The sequence below is a fragment of the Congregibacter litoralis KT71 genome (assembly GCF_000153125.2).
In the GTDB taxonomy this organism is placed as follows: Bacteria; Pseudomonadota; Gammaproteobacteria; order Pseudomonadales; family Halieaceae; genus Congregibacter; species Congregibacter litoralis.
The window spans coordinates 2,785,618-2,802,827 of record NZ_CM002299.1 but is presented as its reverse complement, the minus strand read 5'-3'; the positions used below and the strand labels follow the sequence as shown (position 1 = coordinate 2,802,827).

Genomic DNA, 17,210 nt, shown 5'->3' with positions numbered 1-17,210 from the left:
CCGGCGGCCCCGGCGCCTCTTATGACGCCTCGGGGTATAACCATCACAGCCTCCGGGAGTTGCTGATCCCCCTGGAGCAGACTGCAACCGTGTGCCATATGCGTCCCCTGCCGCCCTTACAGCCCGTCAATGAAAGGAAAGTGATCCTGAGTCCTAAGCGAGGGTCGGAGGCTATGAAGATGCCAGCAGGCCTGACGTCAGGCGCTGCTGGCTTGTTTCCTGCGTTGCCTAGCGGCTTATTCTGTAGCCGAGCTGTTCCAGAACAAACTGGTTCTCACCCATTCCCATGGCTTCCATGATCTTGCCGTCGCCATTGAACTTGATACGCATGATCTGACGCTGGGTGAAGGGGTAGCCGGTCTCTGTTTCGGTGTCACTGTATTCAGCGGTCAGGTAGACCACATCACCCTCAGCCACGACCTCCAGGACACTACACTCGCCGGTGCCCCAATCGCTCGCGTCCGCCATGCCCAGATTTTTCAGAACCGTGCTTTTGTCATTCCTGGCAGCGATGATTCCACGATTAACCTCTACGGACATCTCCTTGCCATCACGCATGATTACCGCTTTTACCGGCTCGCCGGGCTTTCCACGAAACGTTGTTTTGTCACGGTTTTCCCAGGTGGAGGGCATTCCATTGACTGACACAAACTGATCGCCTGCCTTGAGAACACTGGCGGCTGGGGTGCCTGGTGTGACGCTCATGATCGTTCCAAAGTCGTCCCCTTTATCATTGTCGACGGTAAAGCCAAGGCCGACATAGCGATCGGGTGTGAAGACACCATCGTCTGCCATATGCATATCGACGTACTCAACAAAACCCTCGAGATCACCGCAGGACGCTTCGAACCAACCCTCAGCTACGGCTTTATTTCCCGGTCCTTCGTGATGCGCGGCGAAAGCAGTGGAGCCCGCACACAATAGAGCAGTACTTGCCACTAGGCACTTAATCGTATTCATGTTTATTCCTTGTCATTTTTGTTGTTAGAAAAACCGTGAGTTGCCTCGATTGAGGGACTCCACCTCAGCCTAGACCAGAAATTAGCCATGGCAAGGTGGATTCCTACAGTGTGACAGAGCCGGCTGGCTTATACTGCGCTTTTTTTTGGAGGCTTCCCCATGGACGACGACAAGAGCCGCCAGGCAGCAAGAGACGCGGCACTGCGCTATCACGCCTATCCCAAGCCCGGGAAGCTGGAGATCCGCGCGACCAAGCCTCTGGCAAATGGCCAGGATCTCGCGCGGGCCTATTCGCCGGGTGTTGCCGAGGCCTGCCTTGAAATCGTCAAGGATCCTGCCACGGCGGCGGATTACACGGCCCGGGGCAACCTCGTCGCGGTGATTAGCAACGGCAGCGCGGTACTCGGCCTTGGCAATATTGGCGGGCTGGCGGCAAAGCCCGTGATGGAAGGGAAGGCGGTTCTTTTCAAGAATTTTGCCGGCATTGATTGCTTCGATATCGAGCTCAACGAGTCCGATCCCGAGAAACTTGCGGATATCGTCTGTGCCATGGAGCCGTCCTTCGGTGCGATCAACCTTGAGGACATCAAAGCGCCCGATTGCTTTATCGTGGAGCAGCGATGCCGGGAGCGTATGAATATCCCGGTGTTCCACGATGATCAACACGGCACGGCGATCGTCGTGGGTGCCGCCGTTACCAACGCGCTGCATATAGCCGGCAAACGCTTTGAAGATATCAAGATTGTCTCCACGGGTGGCGGTGCAGCGGGTATTGCCTGTCTCAATATGCTGTTAAAGCTAGGGGTAAAACGCGAAAACGTCTGGCTCTGTGATGTTCACGGTCTGGTCTATGAAGGCCGCAGTGAAGACATGAACCCCCAGAAAGCCGCCTTCGCGCAGCCTAGCGACCATCGCACCCTGGATGATGTGATTGACGACGCGGATCTGTTTCTCGGTCTGAGTGCGCCCAAGGTGGTCAGCCCTGACATGATAGGCCGCATGGCCCCGCAGCCGATTGTCTTTGCCCTCGCCAACCCTGTGCCCGAGATTCTTCCGGATGAGGTCCGCGAAGTGGCCCCCGACGCGATTATCGCTACGGGCCGTTCGGATTATCCCAACCAGGTGAACAACGTCTTGTGCTTTCCGTTTATTTTTCGCGGTGCGTTGGATGTAGGCGCCACGGAGATTAACGATGCCATGCAACTGGCCTGCATCGACGGTATCGCGGCTCTGTCCCGGGCCACCACCAGTGCCGAAGCGGCGGAGGCCTATCGCGGCGAGCAGTTGGTTTTTGGCGTGGACTATCTGATTCCCAAGCCCTTTGATCCCCGGCTCATGGGGGTGGTTGCCAGTGCCGTGGCGAGCGCCGCCATGGAGACCGGTGTGGCTACCCGCCCCGTGGAGGACCTGGTGGCTTACCGCGAGCGGCTCGATGCCTCGGTGTTCCGCTCGTCCATGATTATGCGACCCGTGTTTGCCGCCGCGGCGCTGTCGCAACGACGTATCGTTTTTGCCGAGGGTGAAGATGAGCGGGTGTTGCGCACGGCGCAGGTGATCGTCGAGGAGATGACGGACAGGCCTATCCTCATTGGCCGCCCGGAAATCATTGCACGGCGCTGTGAGAAGGCGGGTTTGACCATCAAGCCCGGCGAGGATTTTGAGGTTGTGAATCCCGAGGACGACTCCCGGCATCGCCGTTACTGGGAGGCCTATTTGCAGCTCATGTCGCGACGGGGTGTGACGCCGGATCTTGCCAAAGTCATCATGCGTACCAACACCACGGCCATCGCCGCGATCATGGTGTACTGCGGCGATGCCGACAGCATGGTGTGTGGCAGCTTCGGACAGTATCTCTGGCATCTCAATTACGTGCGCCAGATTCTTGCCTATGATGGCGCCCATCCTCGTGGCGCACTGTCATTGATGATTACCGAAGACGAGCCTCTGTTTATCGCTGACACCCATGTGCATCCCGAACCCACGCCCGAGCAGATAGCAGATACGGTAATGGCTGCGGCAAATCACGTGCGTCGCTTTGGCATGAAGCCAAACATCGCCCTCTGCTCCCACTCGCAGTTCGGCAACCTGGATATTGATAGTGGACGTCGCGTCCGCCAGGCCATGGCACTTCTTGAGGCCCGGGAGCCGGATTTTGCCTACGAGGGGGAGATGCACATCGACTCGGCTCTGGACCCTGATCTGCGAGCGCGTATCTTTCCCAACTCCCGTCTCCAGGGACCTGCCAACGTGCTGGTGTTTGCCTATGGCGATGCTGCGTCCGGCGTTCGAAACATATTAAAAATGCGCGGCGGGGCATTGGAAGTGGGGCCCATTCTCATGGGTATGGGCAACCGCGCGCACATCGTGACGCCTTCCATTACCGCCCGCGGGCTTCTGAATATCTCAGCCCTCGCGGGTACGGACGTTACTCACTACAGCTAGGGTCTTCGGAAAAGTTCAAAGCGCGGTAAAAACGGTATTGCGCGGCCAGGCATACGGGGGCGGCCACGATGAGCCCGAGACCCAGGGGTATGCTCGCCGCAACACAGATCACGGCGATGACGAGAGCCAGCAGGCCATAGCTCCAGAAATGCGCGTGGATAAGTTTGCGGCTGGCCTCCATGGCGGGCCAGAAGTCCATTTTCTGATCAATGATCATCAGGTTCGTGAAGCCGTATACGATCAATAAATAGAGTCCGGGAAGGATAAACAAAAACACGCCAATCCCAATAAACAGCGACATGAGGAAAGAGGCAATGATCAGGGGCAGGAAAACCTGAAAGCCATCAAACAGGTTGTTGATCGTGATGGCTTCACCGCGCTCCAGACGAATAATCATGCTGTACAGACCGCCCAGGAGGGGAGGGTAAACCAGCGCTCCTGCAAAGGGGATCATGCCCGCCACGCCACAGATGATGCCCATGAGAATAGTCGCTCCCGAGAGGAGCAAGGGTTCCTGCTTGTAGAGAAGCCAGCCGTCTCTCAGGCAGGTACCGGCATCGGGGAGGGGATGTTCAGGCATGGCAGGACTCCTGTAAAACGCGTCATATCGACTGCCAGTGTAGCGACCTCCGGGAGTCTATGCGATGCCAGCGACGGAGCGACGGAGCGAGGGGCACCGGGGCCTGACTCGGCGGCTCAGGCGCTCTTCAACAGTTCCGCCCTGGCGAAAAGCGCCATACAGTTGTCGAGCATACGGTTAGCGAAACCCCACTCGTTGTCATACCAGGCCATGACCTTGACCAGATTGCCGTTGGCTTTGCTGTGGTTTGCATCAAACACGCAGGACGCGGCGCAATGGTTAAAGTCGATGGACACCAGAGGTGCTTCGTTGACGTCCAGCACACAGCCCAGGGGCCCCTTGGCTGCGGCGGACATAATGGCATTGACCTCGTCTGCGCTCGTGTCTCTCTCGGCAATAAAACTGAGATCCACCAGGGATACATTGATCGTGGGTATGCGCACCGCCATGCCGTCCAGACGGCCCTCGAGTTCAGGAAGTACCAATCCGATAGCTGCCGCCGCGCCGGTCCTGGTGGGAATCATGGACTGTGTGGCCGCCCGGGCGCGGTACAGGTCGCTGTGATACACATCCGAAAGCTGCTGATCGTTGGTGTAAGCGTGGATGGTGGTGACGTATCCCTTGGCAATGCCCAGGGCCTCGTGGAGCGGTTGCACCAGGGGGCCAGGCAGTTTGTCGTGCAGGATGCGTTGGAAACCACGCGCTCCGTGCCGGTGAGTTTGTGGTGGTTGATGCCGTAAACGATGGTGGCATCGGCGTCCGCCGAAGGCGCAGACACCAGCACCTTACGGGCGCCTGCCGCCAGATGTTGGGCCGCCTTGTCCCGAGCGGTGAAGACGCCGGTGCACTCGCAGACGACATCTACGTTTAAAGCCTTCCAGGGTAGTCGGGACGGGTCTCGCTCACTCAGCACTCGAATGCGCTTTTTGCCCACGAGCAGATAGTCGCCGTCGACGGTTACGGCGGCGGGGAAGCGACCGTGTACAGAATCGTACTGGGTGAGGTGGGCATTGATGGCGCTGTCACCGAGGTCGTTAATGGCAACGATCTCCAGGGCATCCGCCAGTTCATCGCCACGCTCCACGAGCGCTCTGAGAATGTTTCGACCGATACGTCCGTATCCGTTGATGGCTATGCGCAGCATGCTATGTTCACTCCTCGCTATTTTTTGACTATAAAATTACATAAATTGATCCAAAAACAGGTCAAAAACAAAAATTTATGTAGTTTTAGTAAAATATATGCCATGATAGCCTCAATGAACAAGACCAATTGTTAACGTGACAGACGCCCAAAACGACAATTTGCTTCACGAACTGGGGAGCGCCGCACGGCGAATCACCAAGTCCGAGCGGCGTATCGTGGACGTCATCCTCAATGACCCCCGGGCTGCCACCCGACTGAGTATTGCGGCGCTGGCAGAGTCGGCCGGGGTCAGCGAACCCACGGTGAATCGCTTTTGCCGCAAGTTCGAGCCCCGGGGCTATCCCGAATTCAAACTCCGTCTCGCCCAGTCTCTGGTTCTGGGTTTGCCCTATGTGAGTTCTTCCATTGCACCGGATGATGCGACGGGCACCTTCACCGCCAAGATTCTTGATGGAGCGGTGATGTCCCTGAGGGCTCTGGGCGAGCAACTGGCACCGGACCTCGTCGATGCCGTGGTGGATCAGCTCCTTGGTGCGCGGCATATTTTTTTCTTCGGTCTGGGAATCTCCAGCGCCGTTGCCCAGGATGCAGAGCATCATTTCTTTCGATTTTCCCTGCCGGTCACGGCCCACGCCGACGTGCTGATGCAGCGCATGCATGCTGCCGCGGCACACGAGGATGATTTGTTTTTCATTATTTCGCACACGGGGCGCACCCGCGATCTGGTGGATGTTGCGAATCTGGCGAAGGCCCGGGGAGCGACGGTTATTGCGCTGACCGCCGAGGCATCGCCCCTGGCAAAGGCCAGCAGCCTGGCAATCGAGCTCGAAGTGTCTGAGGATACGGATGCGTACATGCCCATGACCTCGCGTCTTGCACACCTGGCGGTGCTCGACGTATTGGCAGCGGGGGTCTCTCTCCGCCGCGGCGAGGCGCTCCAGCCGCATCTGCGCGCCATCAAAGAGAGCCTTCGGGCTACCCGTTTTGCACCGCCATCTGGAGGTAAGCACAGTTCATGACTTCTGAATCTCAAGGGACGCAGGATGATAACGATCACCCCTATCGCAGCCTGCGAAACAATGTCAGCCTCCTGGGAAGTATGCTCGGAGAGACCATGGCGCAAAGCCACGGTGAAGACTTCCTCGCCAGCGTGGAGCGCATACGCCTTCTTTCGAAGTCGGGTAGCAATGGCGAGGACCGTAGCTGGGAGCAACTGGAGGCCCTTCTTGCGGGTTTCGAAACCGAGCAGCTGGGCCGGGTGGCACGCGCCTTTGCGCAGTTTTTGAATCTCGCCAACATTGCAGAGCAGCACCATGGTCTGTCCCGGGAGATGGACACGGTGAATTCCGCCAGCAGAACCCTCACGGGCGTGATGGATCTGCTTGAGGACAAGGGACTGGACCCCGCTGCCATCCGCGCAGCGGTATCTGATCTGAGTATTGAGCTGGTGCTCACGGCGCATCCCACGGAGATCACCCGCCGCTCGCTGATTCACAAATATGAAGAGATTCAACGCTGCCTCGGGCAGTTGGAGTCGCCGGGTCTTACCAACTACGAGCGCAGTCGCATGGATCGCCGTCTCCGGGAACTCATCGCCCAGCTCTGGCATACCCATGAGTTTCGTGAGCACCGGCCCAGTCCCGTGGATGAAGCGCGCTGGGGTTATGCGGTGGTGGAGAACTCCCTGTGGCAGGCGGTGCCGGACTTTTTGCGTCGCCTTGATGACGCTCTGGTAGCCGCTACGGGCGAGCGTCTTCCCCTGGATGCCGCGCCGGTACAGTTCTCCTCCTGGATGGGGGGTGATCGCGATGGTAATCCCTTTGTCACCGCCAAAGTGACCCGGGAGGTATTGTTGCTCGGTCGCTGGCAGGCCGCTGCCCTGTATGTGAAAACCGTGGACCGCCTGGTGCAGGAGCTGTCCATGATCGAGTGCAACGCCGCCCTGCGGGAGTACGTCGGTGATACCCGTGAACCCTATCGCCATGCCATGAAGAATCTGCGTCGACGTCTTCGCAACTGGTTGACGGCCCTGGAGGCCTTGCTCGATGGCCGGGGGGCAGACGAGGGCGATCTTCTGCAGGATGCCGAGGAGATTTCAAAGCCCCTGATGCTCTGCTACCAATCCCTCTGTGACTGTGGGATGGAGCGCATTGCCGACGGCACGCTTCTCGATCTTTTGAGGCAGCTGCGGTGCTTTGGCGTCAATCTTGTGCGTCTCGATATCCGACAGCATTCGGACCGTCACAGCGCTGCTCTCACAGAGATCACTGAATTTCTGGGCCTGGGGCGCTATGTCGATTGGGACGAGGAGCAGCGTCGCGACTGGATTCGCCAGGAGCTCGAAAGTCGCAGGCCGCTCATTCCCCAGCACTGGTCCCCCAGTGAAGAGACCCGGGAGGTGCTCGATTGCTGTGCGGTAGTGGTGGAACAGCCTGCAGACGCTCTGGCCTGCTACATTATTTCCATGGCACGCCAGGCGTCGGACGTCATGGCCGTGCGGCTGCTGTTAAAAGCGGCCGGCGGTGGTGACAGCCTGCCCATCGCACCGCTCTTCGAGACCCTGGATGACCTCGATCGCGCCCCCCAGGTGATTACCGATCTTCTTGCGGTAGAAAAGGCTTTGGGTCGTTTACCCGAGCAGCAGATGGTCATGATCGGCTACTCCGACTCTGCCAAGGATGCCGGGATTCTCGCCGCGGCCTGGGCACAATACCGGGCCCAGGAAGCCCTCCTCGAGGTGTGCGAAAAGGCGGGGGTTCGGCTCCAGCTGTTTCATGGTCGCGGCGGCACTATTGGTCGCGGCGGCGCACCGGCCCATGACGCGCTGCTATCGCAGCCGCCGGGTTCCCTTGAGTGCGGTCTGCGCGTGACGGAGCAGGGCGAGATGATTCGCACCAAGCTGGGGATGACCGGGCTTGCGGTAAAGACCCTGGCGCTCTACACCAGCGCCATACTGGAGGCGCGCACGGCCCACCCCCCTACGCCGATGGCCCACTGGCGCGAGGCCATGGATCGTCTGGCATCGCACTCCTGTGATGCCTATCGCGCCGTAGTGCGAGATGATCCGCGCTTCCTCACGTATTTTCGTGAGGCCACGCCCGAGGGTGAGCTGGGGGCCCTGCCTCTTGCATCGCGACCCACCAGCCGCAAAAAAGATGGTGGTATCGAAGCCCTGCGGGCAATTCCCTGGATCTTTTCCTGGACACAGAATCGTCTCATGTTGCCATCGTGGTTGGGCGCCGGTGCGGCGTTGGCCAGGGAACTGGAAGCACAGGGCGAGACGGTGATCACCGAAATGTTCCGCGAATGGCCCTTCTTTGCCACGCGTATGCAGATGCTGGAGATGGTGTATAGCAAGACCGATGCCCGCATATCGGCACATTACGACAGCAAGCTGGTGAACCCTGAACTTCGTGTCATAGGCGAGCAGCTGCGCAGCCAGCTGGATAATGACGTGGCGACGGTGCTCAGCATACTCAAACAGGAGCAGCTTCTGGAGAAGCTCGACTGGACGCGGGAGTCCCTGGAGCTTCGCAATATCTATACCGTGCCCTTGAACGTGCTTCAGGCGGAGCTCCTGGCCCGTCTTCGACAGAAAGCAGATGACGACACGCGTCAGGCCATCATGATCAGCATTGCCGGTGTGGCGGCGGGCATGCGCAATACGGGCTGATCCAGGATTAGCGGAAGGGATAAAAATCAGCGCAAGCGATAAAAATCAGCGCTAGCGGTAAAAGCCGGCGCAAGAAAGAGGAAGATATGGTTCAGATCAACGACACCGTGGCAAAGGTCACAGAACAGATCAATGAGCGCAGCCGGGGGCCGAGGCAGGACTATCTGGATCTCATGGCGCGCAGCGGCGACCTGCGCCCCCAGCGTGGACAGCTGTCCTGTGGGAACCTCGCTCATGGCTTTGCTGCCTGTGGCGATGATGACAAAGACAGCATTCGGCTTATGGAAGCGTCCAACATCGGCATCGTTACGGCTTTCAACGACATGCTCTCTGCTCATCAGCCCTATGCCGAGTATCCCGAAAAAATAAAATCCGCTGTGCGCGCGGTGGGCAGCACCGCGCAGGTTGCCGGGGGTGTACCCGCCATGTGTGACGGCGTGACTCAGGGGCAGATTGGTATGGAGCTGTCCCTGTTCAGCCGCGACAATATTGCCCAGTCGACGGGCATCGCGCTGTCGCACCATATGTTTGATGGCATTGTTTGTCTCGGCATCTGCGACAAGATAGTGCCCGGACTCATCATGGGGGTTTTGCGGTTTGGCCACCTGCCTGCGTTGTTTATTCCCGCAGGGCCCATGCCATCGGGCCTGCCCAACGCGGAAAAAGCCCGGGTGAGGCAGCTCTTTGCCGAAGGCAAGGTGGGCAGAGAGGAGCTTCTCGCCGCGGAATCCGCGTCTTACCACAGCGCGGGTACCTGCACCTTTTACGGCACTGCCAACACCAATCAAATGGTGATGGAAGCCATGGGGCTGCAGCTGCCCGGTGGTTCCTTTGTCAATCCCGACACGCCTCTGCGTGAAGCGCTCACCCGGGAATCGTCAGAACTGATTACGCGCATCACGGCTCAGGGTCGCGACCCGCGGCCCCTGGCATCGGTTATCGACGCCCGTTCCTTTGTAAATGCCATCGTGGCGCTGCTGGCTTCGGGAGGCTCCACTAACCATACGATTCACCTTGTAGCCATGGCGCGGGCCGCGGGCCTGATTATCAACTGGGATGACTTTGCGCAGCTCTCCGCCGTCGTGCCGCTACTGGCGAGGGTGTATCCCAATGGCCAGGCGGATATCAATCACTTTCACGCAGCGGGCGGGACCGGGTTTTTGTTTCGTGAATTGCTCGACGCCGGATTAATGCATGGCACTGCCAATACCGTGTGGGGTGAAAATTTTCAGGCGTATACCCAGGAGCCGTATCTGGTCGATGGGCAGCTGACCTGGCGTCCCGCGGCGACGACGAGCCTGGATCCCGACGTGCTGGGCACCATGGCAAAGCCCTTTGCAAGCGAGGGTGGTCTGCGCTTATTGAAGGGCAATCTGGGCCGGGCTGTTATCAAGGTGTCCGCAGTGAAGCCTGAACACCGAAAGGTCACCGCGCCTGCGGTAGTGATCGATAGTCAGGAAGCGCTGGCAGAAAAATTTGCAAACGGAGATCTGGAGCGGGACTGTGTTGTGGTGGTGCGTTTTCAGGGCCCCCGGGCGAATGGTATGCCGGAGCTCCACAAACTCACGCCGCTCCTGGGGTCTCTTCTGGACAAGGGTTTTGCAGTGGCGCTGGTTACCGACGGTCGTATGTCCGGTGCCTCGGGTAAAGTCCCTGCGGCTATCCACGTAACGCCGGAGGCGGCCATGGGAGGCGCTCTGGCGCGCCTTCAGGATGGCGATATGCTGACCCTCGACGCCGTGACTGGGACTTTGCAATGTGACGATGCGCAGTTTCTCGACAGGCCCCTGGTCACCGCGCCACGTAACAGCGAGGCGGGCGTGGGTCGAGAGTTGTTTGGCCTGTTTAGAGAAGTGGTGACAACACCCGAAGCCGGTGCCACGGTGATTTTTCGTGAGGAAGCCTGAGATGAATCATTCAACGCAGATCCTGGCCCAGGCCCCCGTCGTCCCCGTCCTGGCCATTGACAACCTCGACCATGCCATTCCCCTTGCGCGGGCTCTGGTTGCAGGGGGTATTCCCGTGCTGGAAGTCACCTTGCGCACCCCCGCGGGCTTACCTGCGATCACGGCTATTCGCGATGCGGTCCCGGACGCTATTGTGGGCGCCGGCACCGTCGTCAACGCGCGGGACTTTGACGCCGCGGTGGAGGCGGGAAGTGCCTTCGTGGTGACGCCCGGTCTTACCCGGGGAATACTGGATGCGGCGGCGGATTCCGCGGTGCCTCTGATTCCAGGTGTTGCCACGGTCAGTGAAATGATGCGGGCGCTGGATCATGGTGTCGATTGTCTGAAGTTTTTTCCTGCGGAGGCATCGGGGGGCGCCGCCGCCTTGAAAGCTTTTGCCGGGCCCTTTCCCCGGGTGAAGTTCTGTCCCACAGGGGGGGTTGGTTTGCACAATATCGATGACTATCTGGCGCTTGAATCCGTGGTTACCGTCGGCGGTTCCTGGTTGACGCCCTCTGAATTACTCGCAGCGCAGGATTGGGATGCCATCCGGGCGCTGGCAAGCGCGGCCGTTGAGCACGTAACGGCCTTCAGGGCGGCACAATGATTGAGACTATGGCTAGTCCGGAGGAGAAGGACATGGATTTACTGATCTTTGGTGCCCGGGGTGACCTGTCGGCACGCAAGCTGTTTCCGGCGCTCTATCATCTGGACAACTGCGAGCTTCTCCCTGCGGGCGTGCGTATTCACGCCCTGGCCCGGGAAGATATTTCTCTGGAGACCTTCCTGAACGACATCAAGGATCGGGTGCGAAAATACGTGGATGATTCCCGCTGGTCTGAGGAGCAGTGGGCGAGCTACAGCTCCCGCTTTATGTATCACCGCATTGATTTTGGCAATGCCGAGGGCTTCTCGGAGCTCGCTCAGCTTTTGTCGGCGGATCGACCGGCAATGTTTTATCTGGCAACACCACCCTCATTGTTTGGGCCGATCTGTGAGCACCTTGGTGCGGCTGGCTGCCTTTCCGGTGATCGTCGTCTGCTCCTGGAAAAACCTATCGGGCACGACCTGGAGAGTTGCAAGGCAGTGAATGATACCGTGGGCGAGTACTTCCCCGAGGACTCCATTTATCGCGTTGATCATTATCTGGGTAAGGAGACGGTGCAGAATCTCCTGGTGATGCGCTTCGGCAATCGCTTCATTAACACCCAGTGGGATCAGAGCTGCGTCGATCACGTGCAGATCACCGTGGCCGAGCCCATTGGCATCGAGGGTCGCTGGTCCTATTACGACGGCGTAGGTCAGCTGCGCGATATGGTGCAGAACCATCTCATGCAACTGCTCTGCCTCGTGGCTATGGAGCCACCCAACTCCATGACCGCCGAAGGTATCCGCGATGAGAAGGTTAAGATTGTTCGCGCCCTGCGTCCCATTAACGAAAACAATGTCCGGGATCACGCGGTGCGGGGACAGTACGCGGCGGGATGGCTGCGGGGCGAATCTGTCCCGGGGTATCTGGAAGAGGAGGATTGTCCGGCGCAGGATAGCCAGACGGAAACCTACGTGGCGCTCAAGGCATTCATCGACAACTGGCGTTGGGCCGGGGTGCCATTTTATCTGCGCACGGGGAAGCGCATGCCCGAGAAGCTTACGGAGATTGTGATCACCTACAAGGCACTGCCGCACAATATTTTTGCCGGTGCGGGGAGCGAGGACGTGCCCAACCGTCTGGTTATTCGTCTTCAGCCCAACGAGGGCATCGAAATGCAGATGGTCTCCAAGCAGCACAGCCTGCGCAATAAAATGGGTCTGGTGACCAAGAACCTCAATCTGGATTTTCTGGATCATTCGGAGCTGGACCGCATACCCGATGCCTATGAGCGGCTCCTCCTCGACGCCATCAATGCGGATCAGTCGCTCTTTGTCGGCCGCGAGGAGATCGAAGAGTCCTGGCGCTGGTGTGATGAACTCATTGATGCCTGGCAGGCGAGGGCACCCAGCCTTCAGAGCTATCAGGCCGGTTCCTGGGGGCCCACAAAGGGCGAGTTACTCATCGAGAAAGATGGACGCAGCTGGCATGTCTGACCGGGATTCCTGCAATGCGTTAGCGGACCGCTTTCGCTCGTTTTCCAGCCGCGACCGTCTGGATGAGGATCTGGCAGCGGATGTCGCGAGGATCCTGAGGAGTGCCCTGGAGCAACGAGGCAAAGCCAGTCTGGTGCTCTCCGGGGGGAGTACCCCAAAAGGCTTTTTTGGGACTCTGGCGAAGGAAGATCTCGATTGGTCCCGGGTCACGGTCACCCTGGCGGATGATCGCTGGGTGCGCGCCGACCACAGGGACAGCAACGATCGCCTGGTACGGGAGAATCTTCTTCAGGGCGCGGCGGGCGATGCGCAGTTTGTCTCGCTGGTTACCCAAGATGAGCATCCCCGGGATGCGGTATCGGAAATCAGCAAGCGCCTCGCTGATCTCGGGACCATTGATGTGATGATTCTGGGTATGGGCGGAGACGGGCATTTCGCCTCCCTGTTCCCCGGGGCGGAGAATCTGAGTGCGGGTCTGGATCTCAGCAGTAGCGACACGGTTATTGCCGTAGATCCCATCACTGCACCCCATGCGCGCATGAGCATGACCCTGGCGCGTATTCTGGACTCGCGCCACCTGATCGTACACATCGTGGGAGAGGAAAAGCGCGCCGTGCTGGAGCGTGCCCGCTTGGAAAAAGATGCGGCAACCTTGCCCATTGCTGCGGTTTTGGCGAGTGAGGCACCCGCTGCCACGGTGTACTGGGCGCCCTGATTCCCTGGCTCCCGGGAAAAGGGCTCCTGGCTCCGAGGCAAAGGGCTAAAGGGCTAAAGGGCTAAAGGGCTAAAGGGCTAAAGAGCTAAAGAGCTAAAGGAGCAAAGGGCCAAAGGAGCTGTCAGGCAATGTCCAGCAGCTGTTCGTTGGGTCTTCCAAGGATCGCCTTGGCACCATTGATGCCGATGGGACGCTGAATAAGCCTGGGTTCCGCGGCCATGGCCGCAAACAGCTCGTCATCCGATGCGGAGTCGGAAATACCGAGCTTGATCGCATCTTTCTCCCGCATAAACGCTCGCGGACTCACATTGCCCATCTTCCTGGCAATATCGCGAAGCTCGCTCTCGCTGAGCATATCGCTCTTGTTCATGTACTTGCGCACTTCAGGCTCTATGCCGTTTTCCTGAAGCAGGGCGAGGCCCTTTTTTGAGGATCCGCAACCCGTGTGATGGATGAGCGTGTATGGCATGGTGTGTATCCTGATCGCTGAAGGGAGCATAATTATTCATCATTGCTCCGGGCAGGAAAAGCACGGTGTTGAGCGTTTGATGATAAAGAGGTGTAGCGATAAAGAGGGGCGTAACCCATTAAGAGGCGTATCCATGACCACAGATGAGCTACCGTCCTTTGGCGATGTTCAAGCCGCCGCCGGGCGGCTGCTGGGGCGAGCCACACGCACGCCCCTGCTGCAAAACCGCTTCCTCAATGAGGACAGCAAAAGAGAGGTTTTCTTGAAGCCGGAGATGCTGCAGCACAGCGGTAGCTTCAAGTTCCGCGGCGCCTACAACCGAATCTCGCAGCTAACACCGGAGGAGCGCAAGTCCGGCGTTATCGCCTGGTCCTCAGGTAATCACGCCCAGGGCGTGGCGGCGGCGGCTAAGCTGGAGGGCCTGCGCGCACGCATCGTCATGCCCGAGGATGCACCGCGCATTAAGCTCGACAACACCCGGGCCCTTGGCGCCGAGGTAATTACCTACGATCGCTACAGCGAGGATCGCGAGGCGATCAGCTACGCCCTCGCTGAGCGTGACGGCGGGGTCATTGTGCCGTCCTTTGACGATGCTCATGTTATTGCGGGGCAGGGGACCGCCGGTCTGGAGATTTTTGAAGACGCCGCAAAAGAGGGGCGAGCCCTCGATGCGCTGCTTATCTGCTGTGGTGGAGGCGGACTTACCGCAGGTTGTGCGCTCGCCGCAGAGACGCTGAGTCCGGATACGGCGCTCTTTACCGTGGAGCCGGCGCACTACGATGACCATGCCCGTTCTCTGATGTCGGGTCAGCGTGAGCGGGCGGATACCTCACAGCCGTCACTATGCGATGCCCTGTTATCGCCGACGCCGGGGGTGATGACGTTCTCCATCAATCAGCGTCTTCTTACCGGCGGCCTGGTGGTCACGGAGTCCGAAGTAAAAGCGGCCATGCGCTACGCCTTCAGGGTCCTGAAGCTTGTGGTGGAGCCCGGCGGGGCCGTTGCTCTTGCGGCGCTGCTGTCAGGAAAGCTGGATCCCAGGTACCAGTCCGTCGCGATAATGCTCAGCGGGGGAAACGTGGATCCGCGCGTGTTCGCAGACGTTTTAGGAGAAGCCCGTTGAAGGTCTCTGGCGCTAGTTCTCCCAACGCTGGACATTTATGAGGGTGTTGCCGTGAGCGTCAGTGCATTCGATTTGTTCAAGGTGGGCATCGGTCCGTCCAGCTCCCATACCGTGGGTCCCATGGTGGCGGCTCAGCGTTTCGCCTGTGCTCTTAAAAACGAAGAAAAGTTGGACTCGGTGTCGCGCCTGACCGTGGAGCTCTTCGGGTCCCTGGGCGCCACCGGTGCCGGTCACGGCTCTCCCAAAGCCATTATTCTTGGCTTGATGGGAGAGCTCCCCGAATCAGTGGATGTGGATAGCATTGCCGCTCATGTGCAGCGGGTGAGGGAGGGCGGTGAGCTGGCACTTCTCGGCAGCCATAGCATTGTCTTCAGCTATCGCGATGATCTCATCATGCATCGCAGGGAGTCCCTGCCCTACCACGCAAACGGTATGCGGTTTACGGCACAGGACGCAGATGGGAGTTCCCTGTTGACCCGGGTGTACTACTCCGTCGGCGGCGGCTTTGTGGTGAACGAGGCGGCGGCGTCGGGCGAAGAGCTTATCGTCGACGATCCCACAGATCTGCCATATCCTTTTAGTACAGCGGATGAATTGCTTGCCCAGTGCAAGGAACATGGCCTGTCCATCAGTGCGCTCATGATGGAAAACGAAAAAGCCTGGCGCAGCGAAGCAGAGGTGCGCCGGAAGTTGCTCGAGCTGTGGTCGGTGATGGATGCCTGTATCGACCGAGGGTGTCGCACCGAGGGCATCATGCCGGGAGGACTCAAGGTGCGCCGGCGTGCCGCGCAGCTCCACCGGCAACTGAAGAGCCAGTCAAACAGTTTTGGTGACCCTTCTCTGAATACCATGGACTGGGTGACGCTTTATGCCCTGGCAGTGAATGAAGAAAACGCCGCCGGTGGCCGCATCGTGACAGCCCCCACAAACGGCGCAGCGGGCATTATTCCCGCGGTGCTCAAGTACTATCTGTCCCACTGTCAGGGCAGTAGTGACAACGATATCTGCCGTTATCTGCTCACCGCCGCAGCGGTGGGGATTCTCTACAAAATCAATGCTTCCATCTCCGGGGCCGAGGTGGGCTGTCAGGGGGAGGTTGGCTCAGCCTGCTCCATGGCGGCGGCGGCGCTGGCGGACGCGCTGGGCGGAACCCCGGCCCAGGTCGAGAACGCTGCGGAAATAGCCATGGAACATAACCTGGGTCTGACCTGTGATCCCATTGGCGGTCTTGTGCAGGTTCCCTGTATCGAGCGCAATGCCATGGGTGCGATCAAGGCAATTTCCGCCGCGCGTATGGCCCTGCGAGGGTCCGGAGAACACTACGTATCCCTGGATCAGGTCATCAAGACCATGCGGGATACGGGACGGGATATGCAGGACAAGTACAAGGAAACCGCCCGGGGTGGTCTTGCGGTAAACGTGCTTGCGGTGCCCGTAAACTTTGTTGAGTGCTAGGTATCTGCATCAGCGCTTGTCACCAGGCACAGTGCTAAAAGAAAGGTAGCGACAACACCTGATCCCCCCGCAACCGCTGAGGGTATGAAAGCGTCCCGACCGGCCATAATCACCGCGGCGTTGGCGATGATGGCGATGCCACCAAGCAGCACGGTAACGCCACCCAGAGGTTTGGATCCCGCGTGCACTCTGGCTATGCCGAACACCATGGCGGCAAGTCCCAGCAATAGTTTTGCGGCGTAGTACACCATAAAGGAAAAAGCGACCACGGCGCTCGCCGCCGGAGCCAGGCCGTCTACCTGTCCCGCCGCCTCGCGAAAGGGTCCGAACATTGTGAGACCCACGCTGACCTGCACAACGTTGAGCACGGCGCTAAAGGCAATCGCAGCCCACCCGAGGTGGTAGCGGTTGGTCTGTACCATGGCAGCACCCGCAAAGGCGGCGAGGAAAGTGAAGAGCAGGCCCTCAATGCCCCAGAGCAATTGCCGTGGCACGTCGAGCTCCGCCACATACAGTGCCGTGTAGGTGGCTTGGGTTATCGCCAGGAGCAACAGTAACAGCGCGGTGATCTGGGTGGTGCGTAATGCTGAGGGTTCCATGAAACGGTCCTTTAAAC

General features: G+C 59.1%; 15 protein-coding genes. 9 read left to right on the top strand and 6 right to left on the bottom strand.

All coding sequences use genetic code 11. The features are described from left to right. Positions 1–228: 228 nt before the first annotated feature. Complete coding sequence (locus KT71_RS12775; RefSeq protein ID WP_023659746.1) at positions 229–960, bottom strand: PDZ domain-containing protein; 732 nt, start codon at positions 958–960, stop codon at positions 229–231. Positions 961–1,119: 159 nt separating this feature from the next. Here KT71_RS12775 and KT71_RS12770 point away from each other — a divergent pair, with 159 nt between their 5' ends. Beyond that, on the top strand, positions 1,120–3,402 hold the full coding sequence (locus KT71_RS12770) for an NADP-dependent malic enzyme (RefSeq protein WP_008294964.1): 2,283 nt from the start codon (positions 1,120–1,122) through the stop codon (positions 3,400–3,402). On the opposite strand, the gene KT71_RS12765 is transcribed toward KT71_RS12770, so the two are convergent. The 3 genes from KT71_RS12765 to KT71_RS21285 form a co-directional block, all read right to left on the bottom strand. Then, positions 3,386–3,982, bottom strand: a complete 597-nt coding sequence (locus tag KT71_RS12765; protein WP_008294965.1) for a DUF2189 domain-containing protein — start codon at positions 3,980–3,982, stop codon at positions 3,386–3,388. The genes KT71_RS12770 and KT71_RS12765 overlap by 17 nt on opposite strands. Positions 3,983–4,098: 116 nt before the next feature. Further along, positions 4,099–4,587: a glyceraldehyde-3-phosphate dehydrogenase gene (locus KT71_RS21290; protein ID WP_333782702.1), complete on the bottom strand. Its 489-nt coding sequence runs from the start codon at positions 4,585–4,587 to the stop codon at positions 4,099–4,101. Continuing rightward, on the bottom strand, positions 4,503–5,126 hold the full coding sequence (locus KT71_RS21285) for a glyceraldehyde 3-phosphate dehydrogenase NAD-binding domain-containing protein (RefSeq protein ID WP_008294967.1): 624 nt from the start codon (positions 5,124–5,126) through the stop codon (positions 4,503–4,505). Before KT71_RS21285 ends, KT71_RS21290 begins: the two co-directional genes overlap by 85 nt. A gap of 136 nt (positions 5,127–5,262) precedes the next feature. Here KT71_RS21285 and hexR point away from each other — a divergent pair, with 136 nt between their 5' ends. The 6 genes from hexR to pgl all read left to right on the top strand — a co-directional run bounded on the left by hexR (position 5,263) and on the right by pgl (position 13,547). Continuing rightward, positions 5,263–6,147, top strand: coding sequence for a transcriptional regulator HexR (hexR, locus tag KT71_RS12755; RefSeq protein ID WP_008294968.1), 885 nt, complete (start codon positions 5,263–5,265; stop codon positions 6,145–6,147). Then, positions 6,144–8,801, top strand: coding sequence for a phosphoenolpyruvate carboxylase (ppc, locus tag KT71_RS12750; protein ID WP_008294969.1), 2,658 nt, complete (start codon positions 6,144–6,146; stop codon positions 8,799–8,801). The genes hexR and ppc overlap by 4 nt, the downstream gene beginning before the upstream one ends. An 86-nt stretch (positions 8,802–8,887) precedes the next feature. Then, positions 8,888–10,708: a phosphogluconate dehydratase gene (gene edd, locus KT71_RS12745; protein ID WP_008294970.1), complete on the top strand. Its 1,821-nt coding sequence runs from the start codon at positions 8,888–8,890 to the stop codon at positions 10,706–10,708. A 1-nt stretch (position 10,709) separates the two neighbouring features. Next, positions 10,710–11,354, top strand: a complete 645-nt coding sequence (locus tag KT71_RS12740) for a bifunctional 4-hydroxy-2-oxoglutarate aldolase/2-dehydro-3-deoxy-phosphogluconate aldolase (protein WP_008294971.1) — start codon at positions 10,710–10,712, stop codon at positions 11,352–11,354. A 32-nt stretch (positions 11,355–11,386) separates the two neighbouring features. Then, complete coding sequence (zwf, locus tag KT71_RS12735; RefSeq protein WP_238549421.1) at positions 11,387–12,832, top strand: glucose-6-phosphate dehydrogenase; 1,446 nt, start codon at positions 11,387–11,389, stop codon at positions 12,830–12,832. Beyond that, entirely contained in the window at positions 12,825–13,547 is a 723-nt protein-coding gene (pgl, locus tag KT71_RS12730; RefSeq protein ID WP_023659744.1) for a 6-phosphogluconolactonase, read from the top strand. Before zwf ends, pgl begins: the two co-directional genes overlap by 8 nt. Before the next feature lie 121 nt (positions 13,548–13,668). Here the strand turns inward: pgl and KT71_RS12725 are convergent, their stop codons facing one another. After that, positions 13,669–14,016, bottom strand: a complete 348-nt coding sequence (locus KT71_RS12725) for an ArsC/Spx/MgsR family protein (RefSeq protein WP_008294974.1) — start codon at positions 14,014–14,016, stop codon at positions 13,669–13,671. Between the two features lie 133 nt (positions 14,017–14,149). Here KT71_RS12725 and KT71_RS12720 point away from each other — a divergent pair, with 133 nt between their 5' ends. Together KT71_RS12720 and KT71_RS12715 are read left to right on the top strand one after the other, a co-directional pair. Continuing rightward, positions 14,150–15,139 carry a threonine ammonia-lyase gene (locus tag KT71_RS12720; RefSeq protein ID WP_008294975.1) on the top strand — a complete coding sequence of 330 codons (990 nt, stop codon included), beginning with the start codon at positions 14,150–14,152 and terminating at the stop codon, positions 15,137–15,139. 51 nt (positions 15,140–15,190) lie between these two features. Further along, positions 15,191–16,594, top strand: a complete 1,404-nt coding sequence (locus tag KT71_RS12715; protein ID WP_008294976.1) for an L-serine ammonia-lyase — start codon at positions 15,191–15,193, stop codon at positions 16,592–16,594. Here the strand turns inward: KT71_RS12715 and KT71_RS12710 are convergent. Next, entirely contained in the window at positions 16,591–17,193 is a 603-nt protein-coding gene (locus KT71_RS12710) for a hypothetical protein (RefSeq protein ID WP_008294977.1), read from the bottom strand. The genes KT71_RS12715 and KT71_RS12710 overlap by 4 nt on opposite strands. Between the last annotated feature and the right edge of the window lie 17 nt (positions 17,194–17,210).

Excerpts from the sequence above, each read along its gene's own strand:
- KT71_RS12770 (WP_008294964.1), top strand. The coding sequence starts at position 1,120 with ATGGACGACGACAAGAGCCGCCAGGCAGCAAGAGACGCGGCACTGCGC.
- KT71_RS12725 (WP_008294974.1), bottom strand. The coding sequence starts at position 14,016 with ATGCCATACACGCTCATCCATCACACGGGTTGCGGATCCTCAAAAAAG.
- KT71_RS12720 (WP_008294975.1), top strand. The coding sequence starts at position 14,150 with ATGACCACAGATGAGCTACCGTCCTTTGGCGATGTTCAAGCCGCCGCC.
- zwf (WP_238549421.1), top strand. The coding sequence starts at position 11,387 with ATGGATTTACTGATCTTTGGTGCCCGGGGTGACCTGTCGGCACGCAAG.
- KT71_RS12740 (WP_008294971.1), top strand. The coding sequence starts at position 10,710 with ATGAATCATTCAACGCAGATCCTGGCCCAGGCCCCCGTCGTCCCCGTC.
- KT71_RS12775 (WP_023659746.1), bottom strand. The coding sequence starts at position 960 with ATGAATACGATTAAGTGCCTAGTGGCAAGTACTGCTCTATTGTGTGCG.
- ppc (WP_008294969.1), top strand. The coding sequence starts at position 6,144 with ATGACTTCTGAATCTCAAGGGACGCAGGATGATAACGATCACCCCTAT.
- KT71_RS12710 (WP_008294977.1), bottom strand. The coding sequence starts at position 17,193 with ATGGAACCCTCAGCATTACGCACCACCCAGATCACCGCGCTGTTACTG.
- KT71_RS12765 (WP_008294965.1), bottom strand. The coding sequence starts at position 3,982 with ATGCCTGAACATCCCCTCCCCGATGCCGGTACCTGCCTGAGAGACGGC.
- edd (WP_008294970.1), top strand. The coding sequence starts at position 8,888 with ATGGTTCAGATCAACGACACCGTGGCAAAGGTCACAGAACAGATCAAT.
- KT71_RS21285 (WP_008294967.1), bottom strand. The coding sequence starts at position 5,126 with ATGCTGCGCATAGCCATCAACGGATACGGACGTATCGGTCGAAACATT.
- pgl (WP_023659744.1), top strand. The coding sequence starts at position 12,825 with ATGTCTGACCGGGATTCCTGCAATGCGTTAGCGGACCGCTTTCGCTCG.